We start from the raw sequence: 21,073 nt of genomic DNA, 5'->3' as shown, positions 1-21,073 counted from the left end.
GCTAGTCGCTTCCTAGGTGCAGCAGGCTGCTGACCCGGCCATTGTCGGGCTCGGTCAGGCCGGCGTCGAGCAGGTACACGCGGCCGGCGTCCAGACCGCCGTGATCGACCAGATGCTCCTTGATGGCCGCGGCCCGGGCTTGCGCCAGGCGTCTGAGCAAGCCGGCATTGCCGCTCCAGGTGTCGAGGATCGCCTGGCGCAAACGCTCGGCGCGCGCGTCCTCGTCCAACTGCCGCCACGGCTCCGGGGGCTGTTGCTGCAACCTGCTGCGGTAGATGGCTTCGAGCAGCGCCGGCTTTTCGCTGTCGGCCACGTCCAGCTGCGAAGGGTCGCGCGGTACCTGGTCGCCCCGGCGCTGACGCATGTTGTAGGCGGTGTTCTGGTATTCGCGCTCGAGCCATTGTTCGGCAAGCAACGGGCCGTCGCTTTGTTGTGCGCTCATGCCTTCGACTTCCAGGCGCAGGGCCGGGCGCTCCCTGAGGGCCGCGGCGAGGGCGTCGAGGGCCTGGCGTGCCTGGGTATCGAGGCTGCTGTCGCCAGCGGCGAAGGCGACATGGTTGAGGTCGTCCTGGTCGTTGCCGACCAGGGAGCCGAGGAAGCGAAAGGGCGCCTTGGCCGCTCGTACCACGAGGTTGCGCAGGGTCTGCCAGACGATCGGCATGACGTCGAACTGCGGATCGTTGAGGTCGCCCTGGACCGGCAGTTCCAGCGAGATGGTGCCGCGGCTGTCCTTGAGCAGGGCCACCGCCAGGCGTATGGGCAGGTCGACGGCGTCCGGGCTGTCCACGCGCTCGCCAAGCTGCAGCTGTTCGAGCACCACCTTGTTCTCGGCACGCAGCAGGCCTTGCTGGATGCGGTAGTGCAAATCCAGGTCGAGCCGACCGCGGCGGATGCGATAGCCGGCGAACTTGCTCGAGTAGGGCGTCAGGGTGGTCAGTTCGACCTGGCGAAAGCGTGTCGCGATGTCGAGGTTCTGCAACGGGTCGAAGGGCGTCAGGCTGCCGCTGATGGTGACCGGCGCATAGCGGTCCACCTTGCCGGTGACCTCCACGCTGGCCGGGCTGTCGGAGCGGCTGTCGAGCGTCCCGATACGGCCGTTGAGCTCCTGCACGGCGGTTGCGAAGGGCGGTCGCAGGCTGAAGTCGGCGAAGTTCGCAGAGCCTTGGGAAATGTCCACCTGACCGACGCGAATTGCCAGCGGCTCGCCCGATGCCGGTTCGCTCGTGCCTTCGGATGACCCGGGCTGCTCGATCAGCAGGTCGTTGATATTGGTGGTCAGGTTCTGATTGATGATGAAGCGGGCGTAAGGCTCGTCCAGCGCCACCCGCTCTATGCCCAGACGAGTGCCGTGGCGATAGTCGAGCCCTTCGACGTCCAGGCGCTGCCATTTGAGGAAGTCGCGGTTGTGCAGCGTGTCCAGGGCGTGCAGCTGGCTGATGCCGGCGCGGCCGCTGACGTCGAAGGCCAGCGGGTCGGCACCCTGCAGGTCGACCTCAAGTTCGCCATCGAGCCGCCCGCTGCGCAGTTCCAGGCGGACGAAGGGGCTGAGATAGGCCTGGGCGATGCGCATGTCCAGGCTGTCCAGGGTGATGGCCAGCTGACCGCTCAGGGGTTGGAGCTGCACGTTGCCTTTGGCGCCGAGCTTGCCCTGGCGGCCGACGCCGGCATTGACACTCAGGCTGAAGGGCGTGGTGCCGGCACTGTCGAAGTCGCGCAGGTGAATGTCCAGTGGTGTGAGGTCGAGGGTCACCTCGTCGTCGGGTACGCGGTCGGCCAGATGCACGGTCGCGCCTTCGAGGCCGGCGTCGCGTAGTAGGACCTGCCAGGGGCGCGCCGGCTGGTCGGGTGCCTGCGTGCCGGGATCGCTCGCATCGCCGCTCCCGGCGAAGCGCTTCTGCCAGTCGAGCACGCCATCGGCCTCGCGCGTGGCCCAGGTTTCCAGTCCGTTCAGGCGCAGCTGGCCGACGGTTATCCGCTGGTCGGCCAGGTCCAGCGAGGTCTCGCCGACCGACAGGGACTTAAGGCGTAGCAGCGGCTCGCCTTCGAGGCTGTCGATGCTCAGCGCGGTCGAGTCCAGGCGCGCGTTGTCCAGGCGCAGGGAGAAGCCGTCGCTCAGGTCCAGGACATAGTCGGTTCCGGCGTTCAGGCGACCTTCCTTCAGCGCCAGGGGCACCGACTGCTGAACGTAGGGCCAGAGCGTACGCAATTCCAGGTCGCTGAGGCTCAGGCTGCCGCTGGAGGTGAAGGGGGCAAGGGCGAGCTGGCCCTGCCACTGCAGCTGGCCGCCGGCCGGATTGTGGGCCACCAGGCTGATGTCGGCACGGCCGTCATCGCGCGTCACCAGATTGTGCAGTTCCAGGTCCAGGGTGTCGTAGACCAGCTCGACCGGTTCCTGCGGCTGCAGGTCCTGGATGTGCAGGTAACCGCGGGCCAGTCGCAGCCGATCGATGCGCAGCGGGAAGGTCTGCGCGTCATCATCCGCTGGTGCGTCGCTTTCGGGGATGTCGAACAGCTGGGAAAGGTTGAACGTACCGTCCTTGGCGAAGCGGATTTCGCCGCGGGGACGTTCCAGTTCGACATCGGCCAGATGCAGCTGGCGCTGCCAGAGGCTGCTCCATTGCAAATTGAGGTAGAGCCGGTCCAGGCCCAGCTGCTCATCCCCGGGCTCGCCGATGCGCAGGTCGAACAGGCTCAGTTCGAGGCTGAAGGGGTTGAATTCGATGCGTTGCAGCTTCGCCGGGGCGTTGACGTGGCGCTCGAGCTGCCCGTTGATCAGGTGCAGCGCAATGCCCGGCAGCACGAGAAAGCCCAGCAGGCTATAGAGGGCCACCGCGAGCAGGGTGGCGATGGCCGTTCGTTTTATCGCGGTTCTTCTCATGGCGGTTGTCAGCGGGGCGGATGCCCGAGTATGCCACGCCCGCTGCGGGCGGAATTGCGCCGCAGCCGGGCTTGTGACGGACCTCCGCCTGTGACCTGCGCTGCGCCCTAGCGTTCTATGGCCAGCGCGACACCCTGGCCGCCGCCGATGCACAGGGTGGCGAGCCCACGACGGCCGTCACGGCGGATCAGTTCGTGCAGCAGGGTGACCAGCACCCGGCAACCGGACGCGCCGATCGGGTGGCCCAGTGCGATGGCGCCGCCGTTCACGTTGACCCGCTCGCTGTCCCAGCCGAGCTCCTGGCCCACCGACAGGGCCTGGGCCGCGAAGGCTTCGTTGGCTTCGATCAGGTCCAGCTGGTCCAGTGTCCAGCCTGCTTTTTCGAGGCAGCGGCGAGTCGCCGAGACCGGCCCGATGCCCATGATGGCCGGGTCGACACCGGCGTTGGCGTAGGCGGCGACGCGGGCCAGCACCGGCAGGCCGAGTGCGCGGGCCTTGTCCGCGCTCATCAGCAGCACGGCGGCGGCACCGTCGTTGAGGCTCGATGCATTGCCGGCGGTGACGCTGCCGTCTTTCTTGAACGCGGGCTTGAGCTTGGCCAGCGCCTCGGCGGTGGTGCCCGCCCGGGGCTGTTCATCGGTATCGAAAACCAGCGGCTCGCCTTTGCGCTGGGGGATGCTGATCGGCGTGATCTGGGAGCGGAAGTGGCCGGCTTCGATCGCGGCGACGGCTTTCTGCTGGGATGCGGCAGCAAAGGCATCCTGTTGCGCGCGTGTAATGCCGTATTTTTCCACCAGATTTTCGGCGGTGATGCCCATGTGGTAGCCGTTGAAGGCATCCCACAGTCCGTCTTCGATCATGCTGTCGACCACCTGGGCATGGCCCATGCGCAGGCCGGTGCGCGCGCCGGGCATCACGTAGGGCGCCAGGCTCATGTTCTCCATGCCGCCGGCGATGATGACCTCGGCGTCGCCACAGCGGATGGCCTGGGCGCCCAGGTGCAGCGCCTTGAGGCCCGAGCCGCACACCTTGTTCAGGGTCATGGCCGGAACCGCATAGGGCAGGCCGGCCTTGACCGATGCCTGGCGCGCCGGATTCTGGCCGGCGCCCGCCGTCAGCACGTGGCCGAGGATGACCTCATCGACCTGTGTCGGGTCGATCCCGGTCTGCTCCAGTAGACGGCGAATGACCGCCGCGCCCAGTTCAACGGCGGGCAGGTTGGCCAGCGCACCCTGGAAGCTGCCGATGGCGGTGCGGGTGGCGGCAACGATGACGACCTCTTGCATGGACGAAACCTCATGATGGCTGCGGATGACCGCGAGGGCGCCATCTTGGCACAACGGTCGGGGGCCGGCCCACTACCGAACCGACCGGTCACGCCAGTGGCGGCAAGCCCATGCGGCGGCGGGCGCGGTGTACCGAGCCGTTGCGGATCGCCCAACGCAACACCGGCGCGGTGCGCCGGACGCCTGCGCGGATCAGGGCGCTGCGTGCCGGGCCCGGCGTCAGGTCCAGCATATCGCTGGCCCATTCGGGCAGCAGGTCGACGCCGGCCTGCATCATCAACTTGCCGAAGGGCTTGGTCAGAGCATTGGGTGCGGGCTCGGCGAACAACAGCCGCGCCACTTCGCGGGTTCGCTCATCGCAGAGCAGCTCTGGACGCATCGCCTCGAGGTAGCGAGCCACCTCCTGTCGCGAACGGGGCACGTCCCGCGCGCCCAGGCGTTCGGCCACCCGCGCGATTTCCGCGTAGTAGCGATCCTGCTCGGCGGCGGGAAGGTCGGGGTTGCGATAGAGCAGGTGGGCCTTGAGAAAGCTGCTGACCTCGGCGACATGCACCCAGGTCAGCAGGTGCGGATCGTCGGCGGCGTAGGGGCGGCCATCCGGTGCGATCCCGCTGATCTGCGCATGGATGCCCCTGACGCGCTGGATCAGGCGCTCGGCATCGGCGTGGCTGCCGTAGGTGGTCGCCGCGATGAACTGGCCGGTGCGCCGCAGGCGCCCGAGCATGTCCTGGCGGAAGTTGGAATGGTCCCAGACGCCGGCCAGGGCCAGGGGATGCAGCATCTGCAGGAGCAGCGCCGAGATGCCGCCGATGAGCATCGAGGTGAAGTCCCCGTGGACCTTCCAGCATGCCGAGTCGGGGCCGAACAGCCCCGGGTCCCCGCGTGGATTCTCGTAGTCCACGCCGCCAATGGCCAGGCCGGTGAGGTTCAACGCCTGGGATTCGAGGTGGCGACGCAGCAGGTCCATGATCAGCCGACAGCAAGGAAGAAACCGGCAGGCTGCAGCAAAACCGCGATCGCAACAAGCCCTGGCCGGTGCGATCAGGCGTGGCGCCGACAAGCGCCACGCCTGCTCCCGGCTAACGATTCAACCGCTGGGCGATCAGGTCCTCGACCACCGAGGGGTCGGCCAGGGTGCTGGTGTCGCCGAGGGTGTCGAGCTCGTTGCAGGCGATCTTGCGCAGGATGCGCCTCATGATCTTGCCGGAGCGGGTCTTGGGCAGCGCCGGTGCCCACTGCAACTTGTCGGGCTTGGCGAAACTGCCGATCTCCCTGCTCACCAGCGCGAGCAGCTCGGCCTTGAGCGCTTCGCTCGGCTCGCTGCCGCGCATGGGCGTGACGAAGGCATAGACGCACTGGCCCTTGACGTCGTGCGGGCAGCCGACCACCGCGGCTTCGGCGATGGCGTCGTGGAGCACCATCGCGCTTTCGACCTCGGCGGTGCCGATGCGGTGTCCGGACACGTTGATCACGTCGTCCACGCGGCCTGTGATCCAGTAGTAGCCGTCTTCGTCTCGTCGGGCGCCATCGCCGCTGAAGTAATAGCCGGGGTAGGGCTTGAAGTAGGTCTCGACATGACGCTTGTGGTCGCCATAGAGCGTTCTGGTCTGGCTCGGCCAGCTTGCGCGAATCGCCAGCACGCCGCTGCCCGGCCCTTCGATGACGCCACCCTGTTCATCGAGCAGCACCGGCTGGACGCCGAAGAAGGGGCGGGTTGCCGAACCCGGCTTCAGGTCGGTCGCGCCCGGTAGCGGGGTGATCATGATGGCGCCGGTCTCGGTCTGCCACCAGGTGTCCATGATGGGGCACCGACCTTCGCCGACCACGTGGTAGAACCATTCCCAGGCCTCGGGATTGATCGGCTCGCCCGCGCTGGCGAGCAACCGCAGGCTGCTGCGCGAGGTGCGCTTGACCGGCTCGTCGCCTTCGCGCATCAGCGCGCGGATGGCGGTCGGGGCGGTATAGAAGATGTTCACCTGATGCTTGTCGACGATCTGCCAGAGTCGGGAAGCGTCCGGATAGGTGGGTACGCCCTCGAACATGAGGGTCGTGGCGCCATTGGCCAGCGGCCCGTAGACCACGTAACTGTGGCCGGTAATCCAGCCCACATCGGCGGTACACCAGTGAATGTCGCCGTCGTGGTAATCGAAGACGTAGCGGTGCGTCATGCTCGCCTGCAGAAGGTATCCGCCCGTGGTGTGCAGCACGCCCTTGGGTTTGCCGGTGGAGCCGGAGGTGTAGAGGATGAACAGCGGGTCCTCGGCATCCATCGGTTCCGGGTCGCAGTGCGGATCGATGCCATGCAGGGCCTCGTGGTACCAGAGGTCCCGACCCTCTACCCAGGCGATCGGGGCCTCGGTGCGCTGCACGACGATCACGCTGCCGACCTGCGGGCATCCGGCCAGCGCCTTGTCGACGTTCTCCTTGAGCGGGATGTACTTGCCGCCACGTACGCCTTCGTCGGCGGTGATCACCATGCTGCAGTCGGCATCATTGATCCGGTCGCGCAACGCGTCGGGCGAAAAGCCGCCGAACACCACCGTGTGCACCGCGCCGATGCGGGCGCAGGCGAGCATGGCGTAGGCCGTCTCGGGAATCATCGGCATGTAGATGCAGACACGGTCGCCCTTGCTCACGCCCCGGCTCTTCATCACGTTGGCCAGCCGGCAGACGTGATTGTGCAGTTTTCGGTAGGTGATCTGTGCCGATTCGCAAGGGTCGTCGCCTTCCCACAGGATGGCCGTCTGCTCGGCGCGCTCGGGCAGGTGCCGATCGATGCAGTTGTAGGCGACGTTCAGCTGGCCACCTTCGAACCAGGCGGCGTGGCCGCTCTGCATGTCGCTGCGATGGAGCCTGTCCCAGGGTTTGAACCAGTGGAGGAAGGTACGGGCCTGCTCACTCCAGAACTGTTCGGGCTCTTCTATCGACTGCCGATAGAGGCGCCGGTAGGCGTCGTTGTCCAGATGGGCGCGTTGACGCACGGCGTCGGGCACCGGATGGGTCTTGGCTTCGAACATGGCGGTTTCCCTTGTTTTTGTTTGTCCGCAACAGCCGAAGGGTGCGCCCTGCCGAACCCCGGTTCAAGCGGATCGACTCATCCGTTGGTCGTAAGGCGCGGGCGCGGTCGAGGAAAACAAAGGGGCAAAAAAAGACCCGGCAAAGATGCCGGGTCAAAACCGTGATTAGCCTGATGAGGAGATAACCTGAAAGACCGACTGCCTGGACTCCCAGCTTACCGGCTGATCTCGCGACCAGTTGCGGTAATAATAACAATTCTCATTTCGCTGTCAACAGCCGAATGTCCGCTAATTTTCAGGTGCCTCAGACGGCGGTCGCCAGGCGCTGCTGGGTGATTTCCTTGTTCAGCAGGTCGATACGACGCGCCATGCTTTCGATGAGGCTGTGGGCGATGCGCGGGTTGCTTTGCATCAGGCACAGGAACTGATCTTTCGGAATCACCATCACCGTGCACGGCTCGCTGGCTACCACAGTGGCGCTGCGCTTCTCGCGGGTGAAGACGGCCATGGCGCCGAAGATTTCGTCCTTCTGCACGTCGCCGACCTTCTGCCCGTCGACCATCGCTTCGGCATGCCCTTCGATGATGATGAATACGTGGTCGGCTTCGTCGCCCTGGTGAATCAGTTCCTCGCCCGCGGCGAAATGCTGGAAGCCGGTTGCCGGGCGGATGTCCGGCTGCTTGATACGCGCGACCGCGTCGGAGAGCAGGGCGGTGTGCCCCACCAGATAGCGGATGAAGAGCTCCTGGCGCTCCCGGTCGGCGGCAATGTGTTCGAGTGCGGCAGCGCGCGAGTAGGGGATCAGGCTGAGCGGTTCGTCGTTGAAGTAACGACAGGTAGGCAGGTCCGTGTCCTGGCGCAGGCCGATCAGGTCGCCCTCCTGGAGATAGAACAGCGGGCGCTCATCCACGGCCGCGTGCAAAAGCCCGCTCTCGATGAGGAACAGCTGCTGGGCGGGCAGCCCGGCGCCCAGGTCGGTCGAGCGTTGCAGCTGGAGCGTCGGGCCCGAGGGTTCCAGTCCCTGGAGCAACTGGCCGGGAATGCCTTGCAGTCTGCTGATCAGTCGATCGGCGTAGGCCGGTTGCTCTCCGAGTAAATACATGACGGTAATCCTTAGCGCGCAGCCAAACGATGGACGAAGCTCCCGCGCACAATAGGCCCGACCCGGAGGCGAGTAAATCCCGGCATCCGGAGGTTGTGAGCTAGCTCTTATTGCGAAGGGCGTGCCCGTTGAGGCTTTTGTTGAGGGCCGCCTTGGTGGTTTCCGGCAGTTCTTTCCATGACATGTCCTGCAGCGCCCCCTCGATGGCATAGAGCAGCACGCGGGATGCTCCGAAGCCGCGCGACTTCACCGCCAGGTACGCCTGGACCGCACCCAGGCGACGCAGGTCGTCGACGGTGTGGATGCCCGAGGCATGCAGCCACTGGGATGACGTCTTGCCGAGGTTCTTGAGGGTAAGCAGCTCGTCGTGCATAGGTGAGCCTCCGTGCGGGGCTATGGGAGCGGGCTGAGAGCCGGTGAGCGCAGCGACGAGGCGTCCCTGACCATCAAGGGCGAGCGCGGGAGGGGCGTCGATGGGCAAAGGGGATGCTGTAGGCCCCGGGACACGGGGTCTTGCGGATCCTGGCGGCATGGGCAAGTCCAGAAGAAGGCAGCCTTGCCAGTATAGAAGCCTTCCAGCGTTGTGCAGCGCCGGCGCCCGTCGGCGATATCGCAGACGGGCGCGCCTGGCGGTCAAAGACCCGGCAGATGCTGGCGGATGCTGCGTACCAGGTCGTCCAGGCTGGCGGGTTCGTGGGTGTCGATGCGGCGGCTGCGGGCCAGTTCGTCATCGCCCAGCGGCTCGCGGCTCGCCTGTTGCGCCTGGATCACCTGGAGCGTCGCGTCCGAGGGGTCGCTGCCCTCGGCCTGGCGTTGCGAGAGCCATTGCTGCACCACCTTGTCCGGCGCCTGGCAGTCGAGGATGAGAAAGGGCGTGCCGGTCGACTCGGCGAGCTGCCAGGCCGCGTCGCGCTGCTGCCTTTTCAGGTAGGTGGCATCGATGACCACCGGGAAGCCCGAGCGCAGTGCGATGGCCGCCAACTGATGCAGGCGCTGGTAGGTCGCCTCGCTCGCCCCGGGGCTGTAAATGCCATCGCTCAGCGGGCTGTCCTGCCCGGTTCCATAGAGTCGCTTGCGCTCGACGTCCGAGCGCAGGCGCAGTGCGCCGAGTGCTTCGGTCAGGCGCAGCGCGACATGGCTCTTGCCGACGGCCGAAACGCCGTGGGTGATGGCGAGAAAGGGGGAGGGGATGGCGCTGTAGCTCTCCGCCAGGTTCACGTAGCTGCGGTAGCGACGCAGGATGGCGGCCTTCTGTACGCCATCCTGCTCCTGGGCCAGGCGGAACAGGTTGATCTTGGCGCGCACGAGGGCTCGATACGCCTTGTACAGGTGGAGCAGCTCCAGCGCCTGGTAGTCGCCGGTGCGCTCGAGCCAGGCGTTGACGAATCGCCGCGCCTGGCTCTTGAGGCCCCGGTCTTCGAGGTCCATGGCCAGAAAGGCGGTGTCCAGCGCGATATCGGTGAAGCGAAAGGCTTCGTTGAATTCGATGCAGTCGAACAGCATCACCTTGCCGTCGATCAGTGCGGCGTTACCCAGATGGAGATCGCCATGGCATTCACGAACGAAGCCGTCGCGGCAGCGGGCTTCGAGCACGGGCCAGAGCCGCTGGATGTTGCTTTCGGTCCAGGCCTCGAGGGCGTCGAGCTGCAGGCGGTCCACTTCTTCGGTCAACAGCGGACGGATCTGCTCGAAGTTCTGCCGCATCGGCGCCACGATCGCATCGGCGCTGTTGAGCGGATGCCCTGCAGGCACCTGGGGCGTGGTCTGGTGAAAACGGGCGATCTGCTCGGCGAGCGCATCGACATGGGCATCGGTCAACTCTCCACGGCCTTGCACTTCGGTCAGCAGCTGCGACTGGGGAAATTCGTGCATCTGCAGCAGATACTCGATCGCCGGGCCCTCGCCTTCCAGCTCCGGCGCCTCGGGGCTGCCGGTAACGGCCACCACCTTGAGGTACAGCTCCGGCGCCATGCGCTGGTTCAGGCGCAGCTCCTCCTCGCAGAAATGCTTGCGGGCATCGAGCCCGGTGAAATCGAGAAAGCCGAAGTTCACCGGCTTTTTCATCTTGTAGGCGTAGGTGCCGGTCAGGATGACCCAGGAAATGTGCGTCTCGATGATTCGAAACCCTTCCACCGGATGGGGATAGAGGGCAGGGTTCTGTAGGGCGGAGATCAGCGCTTGGCTCACGGTCATTCCTTCAGGAGGCTGTTGGGCGGGGCGCATGATCACGCCACGGAGCAGTTCATAGGGTCTCGGAGGCCTGCATTATGGTCATTGAGCAGTACTCTGCAAACCGCCGAGAGGGCGTCTGCCGGCCTGGGCAAAGTGCGTATAATGCGGCGCCATGACTAAACGCCGATCCGCTTCATCTCGCTCCAAACGCCGCTCTGGCGGGCTTCGTCCCTGGTTGGGTTGGGCCCTGAAACTCTCCCTGGTCGGACTCGTGTTGCTGGCCGGTTTCGCCATCTATCTGGACGCCGTGGTGCAGGAGAAATTCTCCGGCAAACGCTGGACCATTCCGGCCAAGGTCTATGCCCGTCCGCTGGAACTGTTCGTTGGCCAGAAGCTCGCCAAGAACGATTTCCTCGCCGAACTCGACGCTCTGGGTTATCGCCGCGAGAACGCCGCGGCCTCCCCGGGTGCGGCCTCGGTGTCGGGCAACAATGTCGAGCTGCATTCGCGTGGCTTCCAGTTCTACGAAGGTGCCGAGCCTGCGCAGCGGATCCGCGTGCGTTTCTCCGGAGACTATGTCGCCGGCCTCACTCGAGCCGATGGCGGCGATCTCGCGGTTGCGCGTCTGGAGCCCTTGCTGATCGGCGGGCTGTACCCGGCGCACAACGAGGACCGGATTCTGATCAAGCTCGACCAGGTGCCGCCGTACCTGGTCGAGACGCTGGTTGCCGTCGAGGATCGCGAGTTCTTCGATCACTTCGGCGTGTCGCCCAAGTCCATCGCTCGTGCCGTGTGGGTCAATGCCACCGCCGGTTCGGTGCGCCAGGGCGGCAGTACGCTGACGCAGCAGCTGGTGAAGAACTTCTACCTGACCAACGAGCGCAGCCTCACCCGCAAGATCAACGAAGCGATGATGGCGGTGCTGCTGGAGCTGCATTACGACAAGCAGGAAATTCTCGAGGCCTACCTCAACGAGGTCTTCCTAGGGCAGGACGGCCGGCGTGCGGTCCATGGTTTCGGACTGGCCAGCCAGTACTTCTTCAGTCAGCCACTCGCCGAGCTCAAGCTGCACCAGGTGGCGTTGCTGGTGGGGATGGTCAAGGGACCGACCTACTACAACCCGCGGCGCAACCCCGAGCGGGCGCTTGCCCGACGTAACCTGATTCTCGACGTGCTGGCCGAGCAGGGCGTAGTGACTGCCGAGCAGGCCGCAGAGGCGAAGAAACGGCCGCTCGGGGTCACCCGCCGCGGCAGCCTCGCTGACTCGTCGTATCCGGCGTTTCTCGACTTGGTCAAGCGTCAGCTGCGCGAGGATTATCGTGACGAGGACTTGACCGAGGAGGGGCTGCGGGTCTTCACCAGCTTCGATCCGATCCTCCAGCTCAAGGCCGAGGGGGCGATGAGCGAGACGCTCAAGCGGCTCAAGGCTGACGAAATGGAAGGCGCCATGATGGTCACCAACCCGGAGACCGGCGAGATCCAGGCCATGCTCGGCAGCCGGCAGCCCGGGTTCGCCGGTTTCAACCGGGCCCTGGATGCGGTACGGCCGATCGGCTCGCTGATCAAGCCAGCCATCTATCTGACCGCGCTGGAGCGTCCCAGCCAGTACAGCCTGACCAGCCTGATCGAAGACGAACCCTTCTCGGTCAAGGGCGCCGATGGCCAGGTCTGGCGGCCGCAGAACTACGACCGCAAGGCGCACGGTACGGTCTACCTCTACCAGGCGCTGGCCAATTCCTACAACCTGTCGTCGGCGCGGCTGGGGCTCGATCTCGGTGTGCCGAACGTGCTCAAGACGCTCGGGCGCCTGGGGGTGGAGCGCAGCTGGCCGGCCTACCCGTCGATGCTGCTCGGTGCGGGCGCGCTGTCCCCGATCGAAGTCGCGGACATGTACCAGACCATCGCCAATGGCGGATTCAACACGCCGTTGCGCGGCATCCGCAGCGTGCTGACCGCCGATGGCGAACCGCTGCGCCGCTACCCCTTCCAGATCCAGCAGCGTTTCGACCCCGGTGCCATCTACCTGACCCAGTACGCCATGCAGCGCACCATGCGCGAGGGTACCGGGCGGTCGGTCTACAACCAGTTGCCGAGTTCGCTGACGCTGGCGGGCAAGACCGGTACCACCAACGACTCGCGTGACAGCTGGTTCGCCGGCTTCAGCCAGGATCTGCTGGCGGTGGTCTGGCTGGGGCGCGATGACAACGGCAAGACGCCCTTCACCGGCGCGACCGGCGCGTTGCAGGTCTGGGCCGATTTCATGCGTCGCGCCGATCCGATGCCGTTGAACATGCCCGAACCGGACAACGTGAACTTCGCCTGGGTCGATGCGCAGACCGGGCAGGGGACCGACGCCGACTGCCCCAACGCGGTACAGATGCCCTATATTCGCGGCAGTGAGCCGGCCCCCGGGCCAGGATGCGGCATCCAGGCGCCGGCCGAATCCGTGATGGACTGGGTGCGGGGCTGGTTGCAGTGATGGTGCCTTTGGAGAGAGGTTGGATGGTGAATAAGCAGTGGATGGTGGTGGCGATCTTCGCCGCGGTGGCCCAGGGCTGTGCCACGGTCGACAGGGGTTCGATTCCCGTGGTCGACGCCGGCGCTCCGGTTTCCGAGCAGAGTTCGGCGCGTCGGCCCGCGGTGGCTGCCGCGCCGCCGCCCGGCGCTTCGCAGCCGAGCGCGCTGGCCGGGGATTCCGGGGTGACGGTGATGGTTCCCGGCGACAGTTCGGCTCCTCTGACCTTCGCCGCCCCCGATGTGCCGTTCAACGGGTCGGTCAGTGCGCCGCCGTCTGCGCCTGCGGCTCCGGCCGAACAATGGACTCCACCTCCCGCACCGATCACCACGCCGCAGCCCGCTGCGCCCACCGGGATTCCTTCGGCGTCCAGCGGACTGGCGGCGGACGAGCAGCTCGACGGCCCCGTGCTGGCATTGCTGACGACCGCCCAGCAACAGCAGGGTGGTGGCGATCTCAATGGTGCCGCCTCGAGTCTGGAGCGCGCCCAGCGGATCGCGCCACGCGAGCCGCAGGTGCTTTACCGCCTGGCCCAGGTGCGCCTGGCGCAGGGCGACGCGCCGCAGGCCGAGCAGCTTTCGCGTCGGGCTTTGAGCTATGCCGGTGGGCGTGCGACCTTGCAGGCGAGTCTGTGGGAATTGATCGCCCAGGCCCGCGAGCGCCAGGGTGACGCCGCGGGTGCCGCGCAGGCTCGCGAGCGGGCACGGGTCAGTCTCTGATGGATGCTCGAATCGGTCCGGTCGCCGACCAGCTGCTGCTGATCGAGCGCGAGCTGCGTCTGCTGGGGCTGTGGGCGTCCGAGCCTCCGGCAGCCGAGGCGCTGGCCAGCCGGGAGCCATTCTGCGTCGACACGCTGAAGCTCGAGGAATGGCTGCAGTGGATCTTCCTGCCGCGCATGAAGCTCATTCTCGAGCAAGGCCAGCCCCTGCCGAGGGTGTCGGGCATCAAGGAGATGGCTGAAGAAGTCTATCGGCAGCAGCCACTGGAAGTGGCTGCTCTGATCGGGGCGCTGGCCGATTTCGATCGGCTGATCATGCGGGCGGACTGACGACTGCTATTTGCAGTCTTCGCTGATCGTCTTCGTGGTTTCGCTGATACGGGCCTGGCGCTCTTCTTCCGTCAGTCGCCGCATTTCCCCACCATCTTCGACGCGCACGCGCGGATTGTTCTTCAGCTGGGCCAAGTTGGTACGCATGTTGGTGCAGTAGCGGGCGCGTTCGGCGTCCTCGGCCGCGACCTGCTGGCGAACCTGGCGATCGAGGGCGGCCTGGTCCGGTGTGGACGTCGGGGCGGGTGTCGGGAGGGAAGGCTCGCTGGCACGCGGTGGCGCCACATGAGTGCTGACCACTTCGGCCGGAGCGCCTTGGGGAGGTTGCGCGCTGAAATGGGTGATGCCCTGGGCGTCGACCCATTTGTACACCTGTCCGGCCATGGCACCGCTACTCAAGGCGAGTACCAGGCCGCCTGTGAGAATCATGAATCGCATGCTGGTTCCCTTCTGTGGATCGGCAATCAAGTGGCTACTATACCCAAAGCCCTCCCGCCACATCCTGCGGCCCGTCACAGCTGCAGCGGCTGAAAAGCCACGTCACACTTGACTTGAATGCCTCTAATCCGAACAATTCAGGGCTCGCTGTCCTGAACAGATCGCCGCAAGCGGCCTGTTCGGCAGACCATGAGGCGCTCACCCGCGCCGACCTGCAACACCCGCAACGCGTTACCTCGCGCTGGGTGGGAAGCTCCGCAACAGTTCTGGAGGCTTCCCAATACTCGCTCAGTCAGTAGCTGACGTAGTCGGCGACCACCCGTCGCTCATGCTCTGCTTGGCAGTAAACCTATTTCAGGCCGTTCCGACGCGGGGCGGTTATCTGGCGTTTCAGAGGTGAACAACGTGGAACTCTTATCCGGCGCTGAAATGGTCGTCCGCTTCCTGCGTGACGAAGGCGTTAAGTACATTTACGGGTACCCGGGCGGTGCCCTCCTGCATATCTACGATGCGCTGTTCAAGGAACAGGAAGTCACCCACATCCTGGTACGCCACGAGCAGGCCGCAACTCACATGGCCGACGGTTATGCCCGCGCCACCGGCAAGGCCGGCGTGGTGCTGGTGACCTCCGGCCCGGGCGCGACCAACGCCATCACCGGCATCGCCACCGCCTACATGGATTCGATCCCGATGGTGGTGATCTCCGGTCAGGTGGCGAGCAACATGGTTGGTACCGATGCCTTCCAGGAAACCGACATGATCGGTATCTCCCGCCCGATCGTTAAGCACAGCTTCATGATCAAGCATCCTTCCGAGATTCCGGAGGTGATGAAGAAGGCGTTCTACCTGGCGCAGTCCGGACGCCCCGGACCGGTGGTCGTGGACATCCCCAAGGACATGACCAACCCCGCCGAGAAGTTCGAGTACGTCTACCCGAAGAAGGCCAAGCTGCGCTCCTACAGCCCGGCGCTGCGGGGGCATTCCGGGCAGATCCGCAAGGCTGCCGAGCTGCTGCTGGCCGCCAAGCGCCCGATCATCTATTCGGGGGGCGGCGTCATCATGGGCGGCGCCTCCGCGCCGCTGACCGAGCTGGCGCAGATGCTCAACCTGCCGGTCACCAACACGCTGATGGGTCTGGGCGGCTACCCGGGCGGCGATCGCCAGTTCCTCGGCATGCTCGGCATGCACGGCAGCTACACCGCCAACCTGGCCATGCACCATTCCGATGTGATCCTCGCGGTCGGCGCGCGATTCGATGACCGGGTGATCAACGGCGCGACCAAGTTCTGCCCGAACGCGAAGATCATCCATATCGACATCGACCCGGCCTCGATCTCCAAGACCATCAAGGCCGACATCCCGATCGTCGGCCCGGTCGACAGCGTGCTCACCGAGATGGTCGCGATCGTCAAGGAAATCGCCCAGTCGCCGAACGCCGAGTCGGTCGCCAGCTGGTGGAAGCAGATCGAGGAATGGCGCGGCAGTCGCGGCATGTTCCCCTACGACAAGGGCGACGGTTCGATCATCAAGCCGCAGACCGTCATCGAGACGCTGTGCGAAGTCACCCGTGGCGATGCCTTCATCACCTCCGACGTGGGCCAGCATCAAATGTTCGCGGCCCAGTACTACCGCTACAACAAACCCAACCGCTGGATCAATTCCGGTGGCCTGGGCACCATGGGCTTCGGCTTCCCGGCCGCCATGGGTGTGAAGCTGAATTTCCCGGATGAGGACGTGGCCTGCGTCACCGGCGAAGGCAGTATCCAGATGAACATCCAGGAACTGTCGACCTGCCTGCAGTACGACCTGCCGGTGAAGATCGTCAACCTCAACAACGGTGCGCTGGGCATGGTTCGCCAGTGGCAGGACATGCAGTACAACAGCCGCTATTCGCATTCGTACATGGAATCGCTGCCGGACTTTGTCAAGCTGGTCGAGGCTTACGGCCATGTCGGCATGCGCATCACCGATCCGAAGGATCTCAAGCCGAAGATGGAGGAAGCCTTCGCGATGAAGAATCGTCTGGTGTTCCTCGATATCCAGGTCGATTCCAGCGAGCACGTCTATCCGATGCAGATCAAAGACGGCGCGATGCGCGACATGTGGCTGAGCAAGACGGAGCGCACCTGATCATGAGACACATCATCTCCCTGCTGATGGAAAACGAGCCTGGCGCCTTGTCCCGTGTGGTCGGGCTGTTTTCCCAGCGCAACTACAACATCGAAAGCCTGACGGTCGCGCCCACCGAAGATCCGACGCTGTCGCGCCTGACCCTGACCACGATCGGCCATGACGAAGTGATCGAGCAGATCACCAAGAACCTCAACAAGCTGATCGAAGTGGTCAAACTGGTGGACCTGTCGGAAAGCGCCCACATCGAGCGCGAGCTGATGCTGGTCAAGGTCAAGGCCACCGGCGCCCAGCGTGCCGAGGTCAAGCGCACCACCGACATCTTTCGTGGCCAGATCGTGGATGTCACCAGCACCGTCTATACCATCCAGCTGACCGGTACCAGCGACAAGCTGGACAGCTTCATCCAGGCAGTCGGCACCGCCTCCATTCTCGAAGTCGTGCGCAGCGGCGTCACCGGGATCTCCCGGGGCGACAAAGTGCTCAGCATCTAATTCAGCAAGGCCTGACCGGCCAGTAACAGGGGTAACTCAATGAAAGTTTATTACGACAAAGACTGCGACCTCTCCATCATCCAGGGCAAGAAGGTCGCCGTCATCGGTTACGGTTCCCAGGGTCATGCGCACGCTTGCAACCTGAAGGATTCGGGCGTCGACGTGACCGTCGGCCTGCGTCCGGGCTCGTCGTCCATCGCCAAGGCGGAAGCCCATGGCCTGAAGGTCAGCGACGTGCCTGCCGCCGTTGCCGCCGCCGACGTGGTGATGATCCTCACCCCCGACGAGTTCCAGGGGCGCCTGTACAAGGAAGAGATCGAGCCGAACCTGAAGAAGGGCGCCACCCTGGCCTTCGCCCATGGTTTCTCCATCCATTACAACCAGGTCGTGCCGCGTGGCGACCTCGACGTGATCATGATCGCGCCGAAGGCCCCGGGCCACACCGTGCGCTCCGAGTTCGTCCGTGGCGGCGGTATCCCTGACCTCGTCGCGATCTACCAGGATGCGTCGGGCAATGCCAAGAACGTCGCGCTGTCGTACGCCTGCGGTGTGGGTGGCGGTCGTACCGGCATCATCGAAACCACCTTCAAGGACGAAACCGAAACCGACCTGTTCGGTGAGCAGGCCGTACTCTGCGGTGGTTGCGTCGAGCTGGTGAAGGCCGGTTTCGAGACCCTCGTCGAAGCGGGCTACGCGCCGGAAATGGCCTACTTCGAGTGCCTGCACGAGCTGAAGCTGATCGTCGACCTGATGTTCGAAGGCGGCATCGCCAACATGAACTACTCGATCTCCAACAACGCCGAGTACGGCGAATACGTCACCGGTCCGGAGGTCATCAACGCCGAATCCCGTGCCGCGATGCGCAATGCACTCAAGCGCATCCAGAACGGTGAGTACGCCAAGATGTTCATCACCGAAGGCGCGTCGAACTATCCGTCGATGACCGCTTACCGCCGCAACAATGCCGCCCATGGCATCGAGGTGGTCGGGGAGAAGCTGCGGGCCATGATGCCGTGGATCGCCGCCAACAAAATCGTCGACAAGAGCAAGAACTGATAAGGTCCGGCTCTGAGTGAACGCGGCTTCGGCCGCGTTTTTTGTTTCATTCATGGGTTCTGGTATAAAGCGCAACGCTGGCGTAGGGCTGAACCCCCTTGGCCAGGGTCTGTCGAAATTACGAACCTGCTGTGTAAGGTACTGCGCATGAGCGACCACCCCGAAGAGCCCAACAAGCCAGTCGAAGAGAGTCTGTTGCCGATCGACGAGCATGTGGAAGAAATCCAGGACGCCGAAGGTCGCAAGGTTCGTCATCGCGGCATCTACCTGTTACCGAACCTGTTCACCACGGCCAACCTGTTTGCCGGATTCTTCTCCATCATCAACGCCGTCAACGGCAACTTCTACGTGGCGGCGGCGACCGTTTTCGTGGCGATGGTGCTCGATAGTCTCGATGGGCGCGTCGCCCGGCTGACCAACACCCAGAGCGCGTTCGGCGCCGAGTACGACTCGCTGTCGGACATGGTCGCGTTCGGCCTGGCGCCCGCGGTGCTGGCCTACGAATGGGCATTGTCGGAACTGAACAATGTCGGCCTGACCGTGGCCTTCATCTATGTGGCCTGCGCGGCGCTGCGTCTGGCGCGTTTCAATACGCAGATCGGCAAGGTCGACAAGCGCTGGTTCATCGGTCTGGCCAGTCCTGCTGCCGCGGGCGTCGTGGCGGGTTCGGTCTGGGCGATCTGGGCGCTCGACGACCCGGGCATCGGTGGCGTGGATCTGCCGCTGGTGGCCGTCATGCTGTTCGCCCTGATCGTTGCGGCCGCGGGTTTGCTGATGGTCAGCAATATCAAGTACTACAGCTTCAAGGACCTGGACCTCAAGGGGCGGGTGCCTTTCGTTGCCATCCTCGTGGTCGTGCTGGTCTTCGCCGTGGTGTTCAGCGATCCGCCACGTATCCTGCTGCTGATTTTCCTGGCCTATGCGGTTTCCGGGCCGGTTCAGTACCTGATGCAGTTGCGTCGTCGTCGCACTCGCATCGAAAGCTGACTTTTTCGCAGGCTCCGCGCATGATCGGTCTTCCTCGATCCGATGCGGAGCCCGGCGATGCTGATCAAACACCCTGCACCCGGTGATTGTCGTGAGTTCGAAGTCACCTCTGAGGCGGTTTATCTAGACCGCCGGCGTTTGCTGAAGAGCGGCCTTGCCGCTGCGGTCACGCTGGCCGTGCCGGGTGTTCAGGCCGTGGATCGCTACCCGAAGGTCACGCCTGCAGCGGCGCCTGGCTGGTTCGGCGACAAGCTGAAGGATGCCCAGTGGGAATCCGAGGTTGCCGAAGGGGAGCCCATCACCCCGTTCGCCGATGCCACCCAGTACAACAACTTCTACGAATTCGGCCCTGACAAGGGCGATCCGGCGCGGCACGTACCGATGCTCGAAACCGAACCCTGGACGGTGATGGTCGACGGTGCGGTCAAGCAGCCCGGGCGCTATTCGCTCGAAGATCTGATGAGGCCCCATGGGCTGCAGGAGCGCATCTACCGATTGCGCTGCGTGGAGGCGTGGTCCATGGTCATTCCCTGGTTGGGTGTGCCGCTCGCCGACATGATCAAGCGCCTCGAGCCGACCTCTGCTGCCCGATATGTGCGTTTCGAGACGTTGGTGCGCCCCGAACAGATGCCTGGCATGAAGTCCCGCTTTTCGCTGATCGCCTGGCCCTATGTCGAAGGGCTGCGAATGGACGAGGCGATGCACCCGCTGACGCTCATGGCTGTCGGCATGTACGGGCGGGTCCTGCCCAATCAGAACGGTGCACCGTTGCGACTCGTCGTACCCTGGAAGTACGGCTTCAAGAGCATCAAGTCCATCGTGCGGATCAGTTTCGTCGAGGAGCAGCCCTCCACGACCTGGCAGTCCATGGCCCCGGAGGAATATGGCTTCTACGCCAACGTGAATCCGCAGGTGTCGCATCCTCGCTGGTCGCAGGCGAGGGAGCGACGACTGCCGGGCAGCTTGTTCGCGCCCAACGTGCGCGACACGCAATTGTTCAACGGCTATGGCGAGCAAGTGGCAAGCCTGTACAGCGGGCTGGACCTCAGGACGAACTACTGATGCGCTATTGGTGGTGGCGACTGCCGGTGTTTCTCGTGGTGGCAAGCGTGCCCGTGTATTGGCTGTACCAGGCATGGGCGTTTGCACTGGGGCCCGATCCCGGCAAGGTGCTGGTGGATCGGCTGGGGCAGGGCGCATTGGTGCTGCTTCTGCTCACGCTTGCGCTGACGCCTTTGCAGAGAGCTTCGGGATGGTCGGGTTGGGCGTCCATCAGGCGGCAGCTCGGCCTTTGGGCTTTTGCCTATGCGTCGCTGCATCTGGGCGGTTACCTGTTCTTCCTTTTAGGTCTGGAGATCGCCCGGTTGCCAGGGGAGGTCATCGAGCGCCCTTATATCCTGGTTGGCTCGCTGGCCTTCGTGGGGCTTCTCGCTCTGGCGCTGACGTCCAATCGATGGAGCATGCGGCGCCTGGGCAGGCGCTGGAAGCAATTGCATCGCCTGGCATACCCGATCGTGCTGTTGGCACTGCTGCATATGCTTTGGGTGGTTCGCTCGGATGCGAGCCGCTGGGCGCTCTATGCGTCTATCGCCGCGTTCCTGCTGGCGCTCCGTATACCGGTCGTCTCCAGCGCGCTGGGGCGATGGCGAGCGAGGAAAGCGGTTTCGGCGAAGTCTGGAATTTAATTGTTGACGTGCGCTTTCAGGTCCCTATAATGCGCCCCACTTCCAGTGCGAAGCTTGGAAAAAACCTGATGTTAATCAAAGGGTTATGAGTTTGGGGTCGGCTGGAAGGTCGGTGCGAAGCCTTGTGGTGGAGTGCTGGTTGGTGGCGGGCTTGCTCGCTTCCATGTTTCGATCGGTTCGGTCGAAAAGCTTCACGAGGTGGTTGACAGCGATTCTGGTCGCTGTATGATTCGCCTCCCGCTGACGAGATCGCTGAGATCGAAAG

General features: G+C 64.6%; 17 protein-coding genes. 9 read left to right on the top strand and 8 right to left on the bottom strand.

Annotation, left to right across the window (positions count from 1 at the left end; genetic code table 11):
- Position 1 precedes the first annotated feature (1 nt).
- From DN824_RS16070 to DN824_RS16040, 7 genes are all read right to left on the bottom strand, one after another.
- Positions 2–2,878: a DUF748 domain-containing protein gene (locus DN824_RS16070; protein WP_138409420.1), complete on the bottom strand. Its 2,877-nt coding sequence runs from the start codon at positions 2,876–2,878 to the stop codon at positions 2–4.
- 107 nt (positions 2,879–2,985) lie between these two features.
- Positions 2,986–4,164, bottom strand: coding sequence for an acetyl-CoA C-acetyltransferase (locus DN824_RS16065; RefSeq protein WP_138409419.1), 1,179 nt, complete (start codon positions 4,162–4,164; stop codon positions 2,986–2,988).
- Positions 4,165–4,252: 88 nt separating this feature from the next.
- Positions 4,253–5,131 carry an oxygenase MpaB family protein gene (locus DN824_RS16060; protein ID WP_138409418.1) on the bottom strand — a complete coding sequence of 293 codons (879 nt, stop codon included), beginning with the start codon at positions 5,129–5,131 and terminating at the stop codon, positions 4,253–4,255.
- Positions 5,132–5,243: 112 nt separating this feature from the next.
- On the bottom strand, positions 5,244–7,181 hold the full coding sequence (gene acs, locus DN824_RS16055) for an acetate--CoA ligase (protein ID WP_138409417.1): 1,938 nt from the start codon (positions 7,179–7,181) through the stop codon (positions 5,244–5,246).
- 304 nt (positions 7,182–7,485) lie between these two features.
- Positions 7,486–8,283, bottom strand: a complete 798-nt coding sequence (locus tag DN824_RS16050) for a cyclic nucleotide-binding domain-containing protein (protein WP_138409416.1) — start codon at positions 8,281–8,283, stop codon at positions 7,486–7,488.
- Positions 8,284–8,383: 100 nt separating this feature from the next.
- Positions 8,384–8,656 (bottom strand): TfoX/Sxy family protein, encoded by a 273-nt coding sequence (locus tag DN824_RS16045; protein ID WP_138409415.1) that lies wholly within the window; start codon positions 8,654–8,656, stop codon positions 8,384–8,386.
- A 260-nt stretch (positions 8,657–8,916) separates the two neighbouring features.
- Positions 8,917–10,470 carry a bifunctional aminoglycoside phosphotransferase/ATP-binding protein gene (locus tag DN824_RS16040; protein WP_138409414.1) on the bottom strand — a complete coding sequence of 518 codons (1,554 nt, stop codon included), beginning with the start codon at positions 10,468–10,470 and terminating at the stop codon, positions 8,917–8,919.
- A 157-nt stretch (positions 10,471–10,627) separates the two neighbouring features.
- Between DN824_RS16040 and mrcB the strand changes: the two genes are divergently transcribed.
- From mrcB to DN824_RS16025, 3 genes are read left to right on the top strand one after another with little or no spacing between them, the layout of a single operon-like run.
- On the top strand, positions 10,628–12,934 hold the full coding sequence (gene mrcB / locus DN824_RS16035) for a penicillin-binding protein 1B (RefSeq protein WP_138409413.1): 2,307 nt from the start codon (positions 10,628–10,630) through the stop codon (positions 12,932–12,934).
- Positions 12,935–12,975: 41 nt separating this feature from the next.
- The gene (locus DN824_RS16030) at positions 12,976–13,689 is read left to right on the top strand and encodes a tetratricopeptide repeat protein (protein ID WP_138409456.1); all 714 of its coding nucleotides are present in this window, start codon (positions 12,976–12,978) and stop codon (positions 13,687–13,689) included.
- Positions 13,689–14,018 carry a YqcC family protein gene (locus DN824_RS16025; RefSeq protein WP_138409412.1) on the top strand — a complete coding sequence of 110 codons (330 nt, stop codon included), beginning with the start codon at positions 13,689–13,691 and terminating at the stop codon, positions 14,016–14,018. Before DN824_RS16030 ends, DN824_RS16025 begins: the two co-directional genes overlap by 1 nt.
- 6 nt (positions 14,019–14,024) lie before the next feature.
- On the opposite strand, the gene DN824_RS16020 is transcribed toward DN824_RS16025, so the two are convergent.
- Positions 14,025–14,456 carry a DUF4124 domain-containing protein gene (locus DN824_RS16020; protein ID WP_138409411.1) on the bottom strand — a complete coding sequence of 144 codons (432 nt, stop codon included), beginning with the start codon at positions 14,454–14,456 and terminating at the stop codon, positions 14,025–14,027.
- 405 nt (positions 14,457–14,861) lie between these two features.
- Between DN824_RS16020 and DN824_RS16015 the strand changes: the two genes are divergently transcribed.
- The 6 genes from DN824_RS16015 to msrQ all read left to right on the top strand — a co-directional run bounded on the left by DN824_RS16015 (position 14,862) and on the right by msrQ (position 20,808).
- On the top strand, positions 14,862–16,586 hold the full coding sequence (locus DN824_RS16015; protein ID WP_138409410.1) for an acetolactate synthase 3 large subunit: 1,725 nt from the start codon (positions 14,862–14,864) through the stop codon (positions 16,584–16,586).
- A 2-nt stretch (positions 16,587–16,588) separates the two neighbouring features.
- The gene (ilvN, locus tag DN824_RS16010; protein ID WP_138409409.1) at positions 16,589–17,080 is read left to right on the top strand and encodes an acetolactate synthase small subunit; all 492 of its coding nucleotides are present in this window, start codon (positions 16,589–16,591) and stop codon (positions 17,078–17,080) included.
- Between the two features lie 39 nt (positions 17,081–17,119).
- A complete protein-coding gene (gene ilvC, locus DN824_RS16005) occupies positions 17,120–18,136 on the top strand; it encodes a ketol-acid reductoisomerase (RefSeq protein ID WP_138409408.1) in 1,017 nt (338 codons plus the stop codon).
- Between the two features lie 147 nt (positions 18,137–18,283).
- Positions 18,284–19,123 carry a CDP-diacylglycerol--serine O-phosphatidyltransferase gene (gene pssA, locus DN824_RS16000; protein WP_138409407.1) on the top strand — a complete coding sequence of 280 codons (840 nt, stop codon included), beginning with the start codon at positions 18,284–18,286 and terminating at the stop codon, positions 19,121–19,123.
- 57 nt (positions 19,124–19,180) lie between these two features.
- Positions 19,181–20,185 carry a protein-methionine-sulfoxide reductase catalytic subunit MsrP gene (msrP, locus tag DN824_RS15995; RefSeq protein WP_138409406.1) on the top strand — a complete coding sequence of 335 codons (1,005 nt, stop codon included), beginning with the start codon at positions 19,181–19,183 and terminating at the stop codon, positions 20,183–20,185.
- Positions 20,185–20,808, top strand: coding sequence for a protein-methionine-sulfoxide reductase heme-binding subunit MsrQ (gene msrQ / locus DN824_RS15990; RefSeq protein ID WP_138409405.1), 624 nt, complete (start codon positions 20,185–20,187; stop codon positions 20,806–20,808). The genes msrP and msrQ overlap by 1 nt, the downstream gene beginning before the upstream one ends.
- Positions 20,809–21,073 lie beyond the last annotated feature (265 nt).

This window comes from Stutzerimonas nosocomialis, assembly GCF_005876855.1.
Classification (GTDB): domain Bacteria; phylum Pseudomonadota; class Gammaproteobacteria; order Pseudomonadales; family Pseudomonadaceae; genus Stutzerimonas; species Stutzerimonas nosocomialis.
This window is presented reverse-complemented; position numbering and strand designations above follow the sequence as displayed.

Excerpts from the sequence above, each read along its gene's own strand:
- msrQ (WP_138409405.1), top strand. The coding sequence starts at position 20,185 with ATGCGCTATTGGTGGTGGCGACTGCCGGTGTTTCTCGTGGTGGCAAGC.
- ilvN (WP_138409409.1), top strand. The coding sequence starts at position 16,589 with ATGAGACACATCATCTCCCTGCTGATGGAAAACGAGCCTGGCGCCTTG.
- acs (WP_138409417.1), bottom strand. The coding sequence starts at position 7,181 with ATGTTCGAAGCCAAGACCCATCCGGTGCCCGACGCCGTGCGTCAACGC.
- DN824_RS16050 (WP_138409416.1), bottom strand. The coding sequence starts at position 8,283 with ATGTATTTACTCGGAGAGCAACCGGCCTACGCCGATCGACTGATCAGC.
- msrP (WP_138409406.1), top strand. The coding sequence starts at position 19,181 with ATGCTGATCAAACACCCTGCACCCGGTGATTGTCGTGAGTTCGAAGTC.
- DN824_RS16065 (WP_138409419.1), bottom strand. The coding sequence starts at position 4,164 with ATGCAAGAGGTCGTCATCGTTGCCGCCACCCGCACCGCCATCGGCAGC.
- DN824_RS16045 (WP_138409415.1), bottom strand. The coding sequence starts at position 8,656 with ATGCACGACGAGCTGCTTACCCTCAAGAACCTCGGCAAGACGTCATCC.
- pssA (WP_138409407.1), top strand. The coding sequence starts at position 18,284 with ATGAGCGACCACCCCGAAGAGCCCAACAAGCCAGTCGAAGAGAGTCTG.
- DN824_RS16030 (WP_138409456.1), top strand. The coding sequence starts at position 12,976 with ATGGTGGTGGCGATCTTCGCCGCGGTGGCCCAGGGCTGTGCCACGGTC.
- ilvC (WP_138409408.1), top strand. The coding sequence starts at position 17,120 with ATGAAAGTTTATTACGACAAAGACTGCGACCTCTCCATCATCCAGGGC.
- DN824_RS16060 (WP_138409418.1), bottom strand. The coding sequence starts at position 5,131 with ATGGACCTGCTGCGTCGCCACCTCGAATCCCAGGCGTTGAACCTCACC.
- DN824_RS16020 (WP_138409411.1), bottom strand. The coding sequence starts at position 14,456 with ATGCGATTCATGATTCTCACAGGCGGCCTGGTACTCGCCTTGAGTAGC.
- DN824_RS16025 (WP_138409412.1), top strand. The coding sequence starts at position 13,689 with ATGGATGCTCGAATCGGTCCGGTCGCCGACCAGCTGCTGCTGATCGAG.
- DN824_RS16070 (WP_138409420.1), bottom strand. The coding sequence starts at position 2,878 with ATGAGAAGAACCGCGATAAAACGAACGGCCATCGCCACCCTGCTCGCG.
- mrcB (WP_138409413.1), top strand. The coding sequence starts at position 10,628 with ATGACTAAACGCCGATCCGCTTCATCTCGCTCCAAACGCCGCTCTGGC.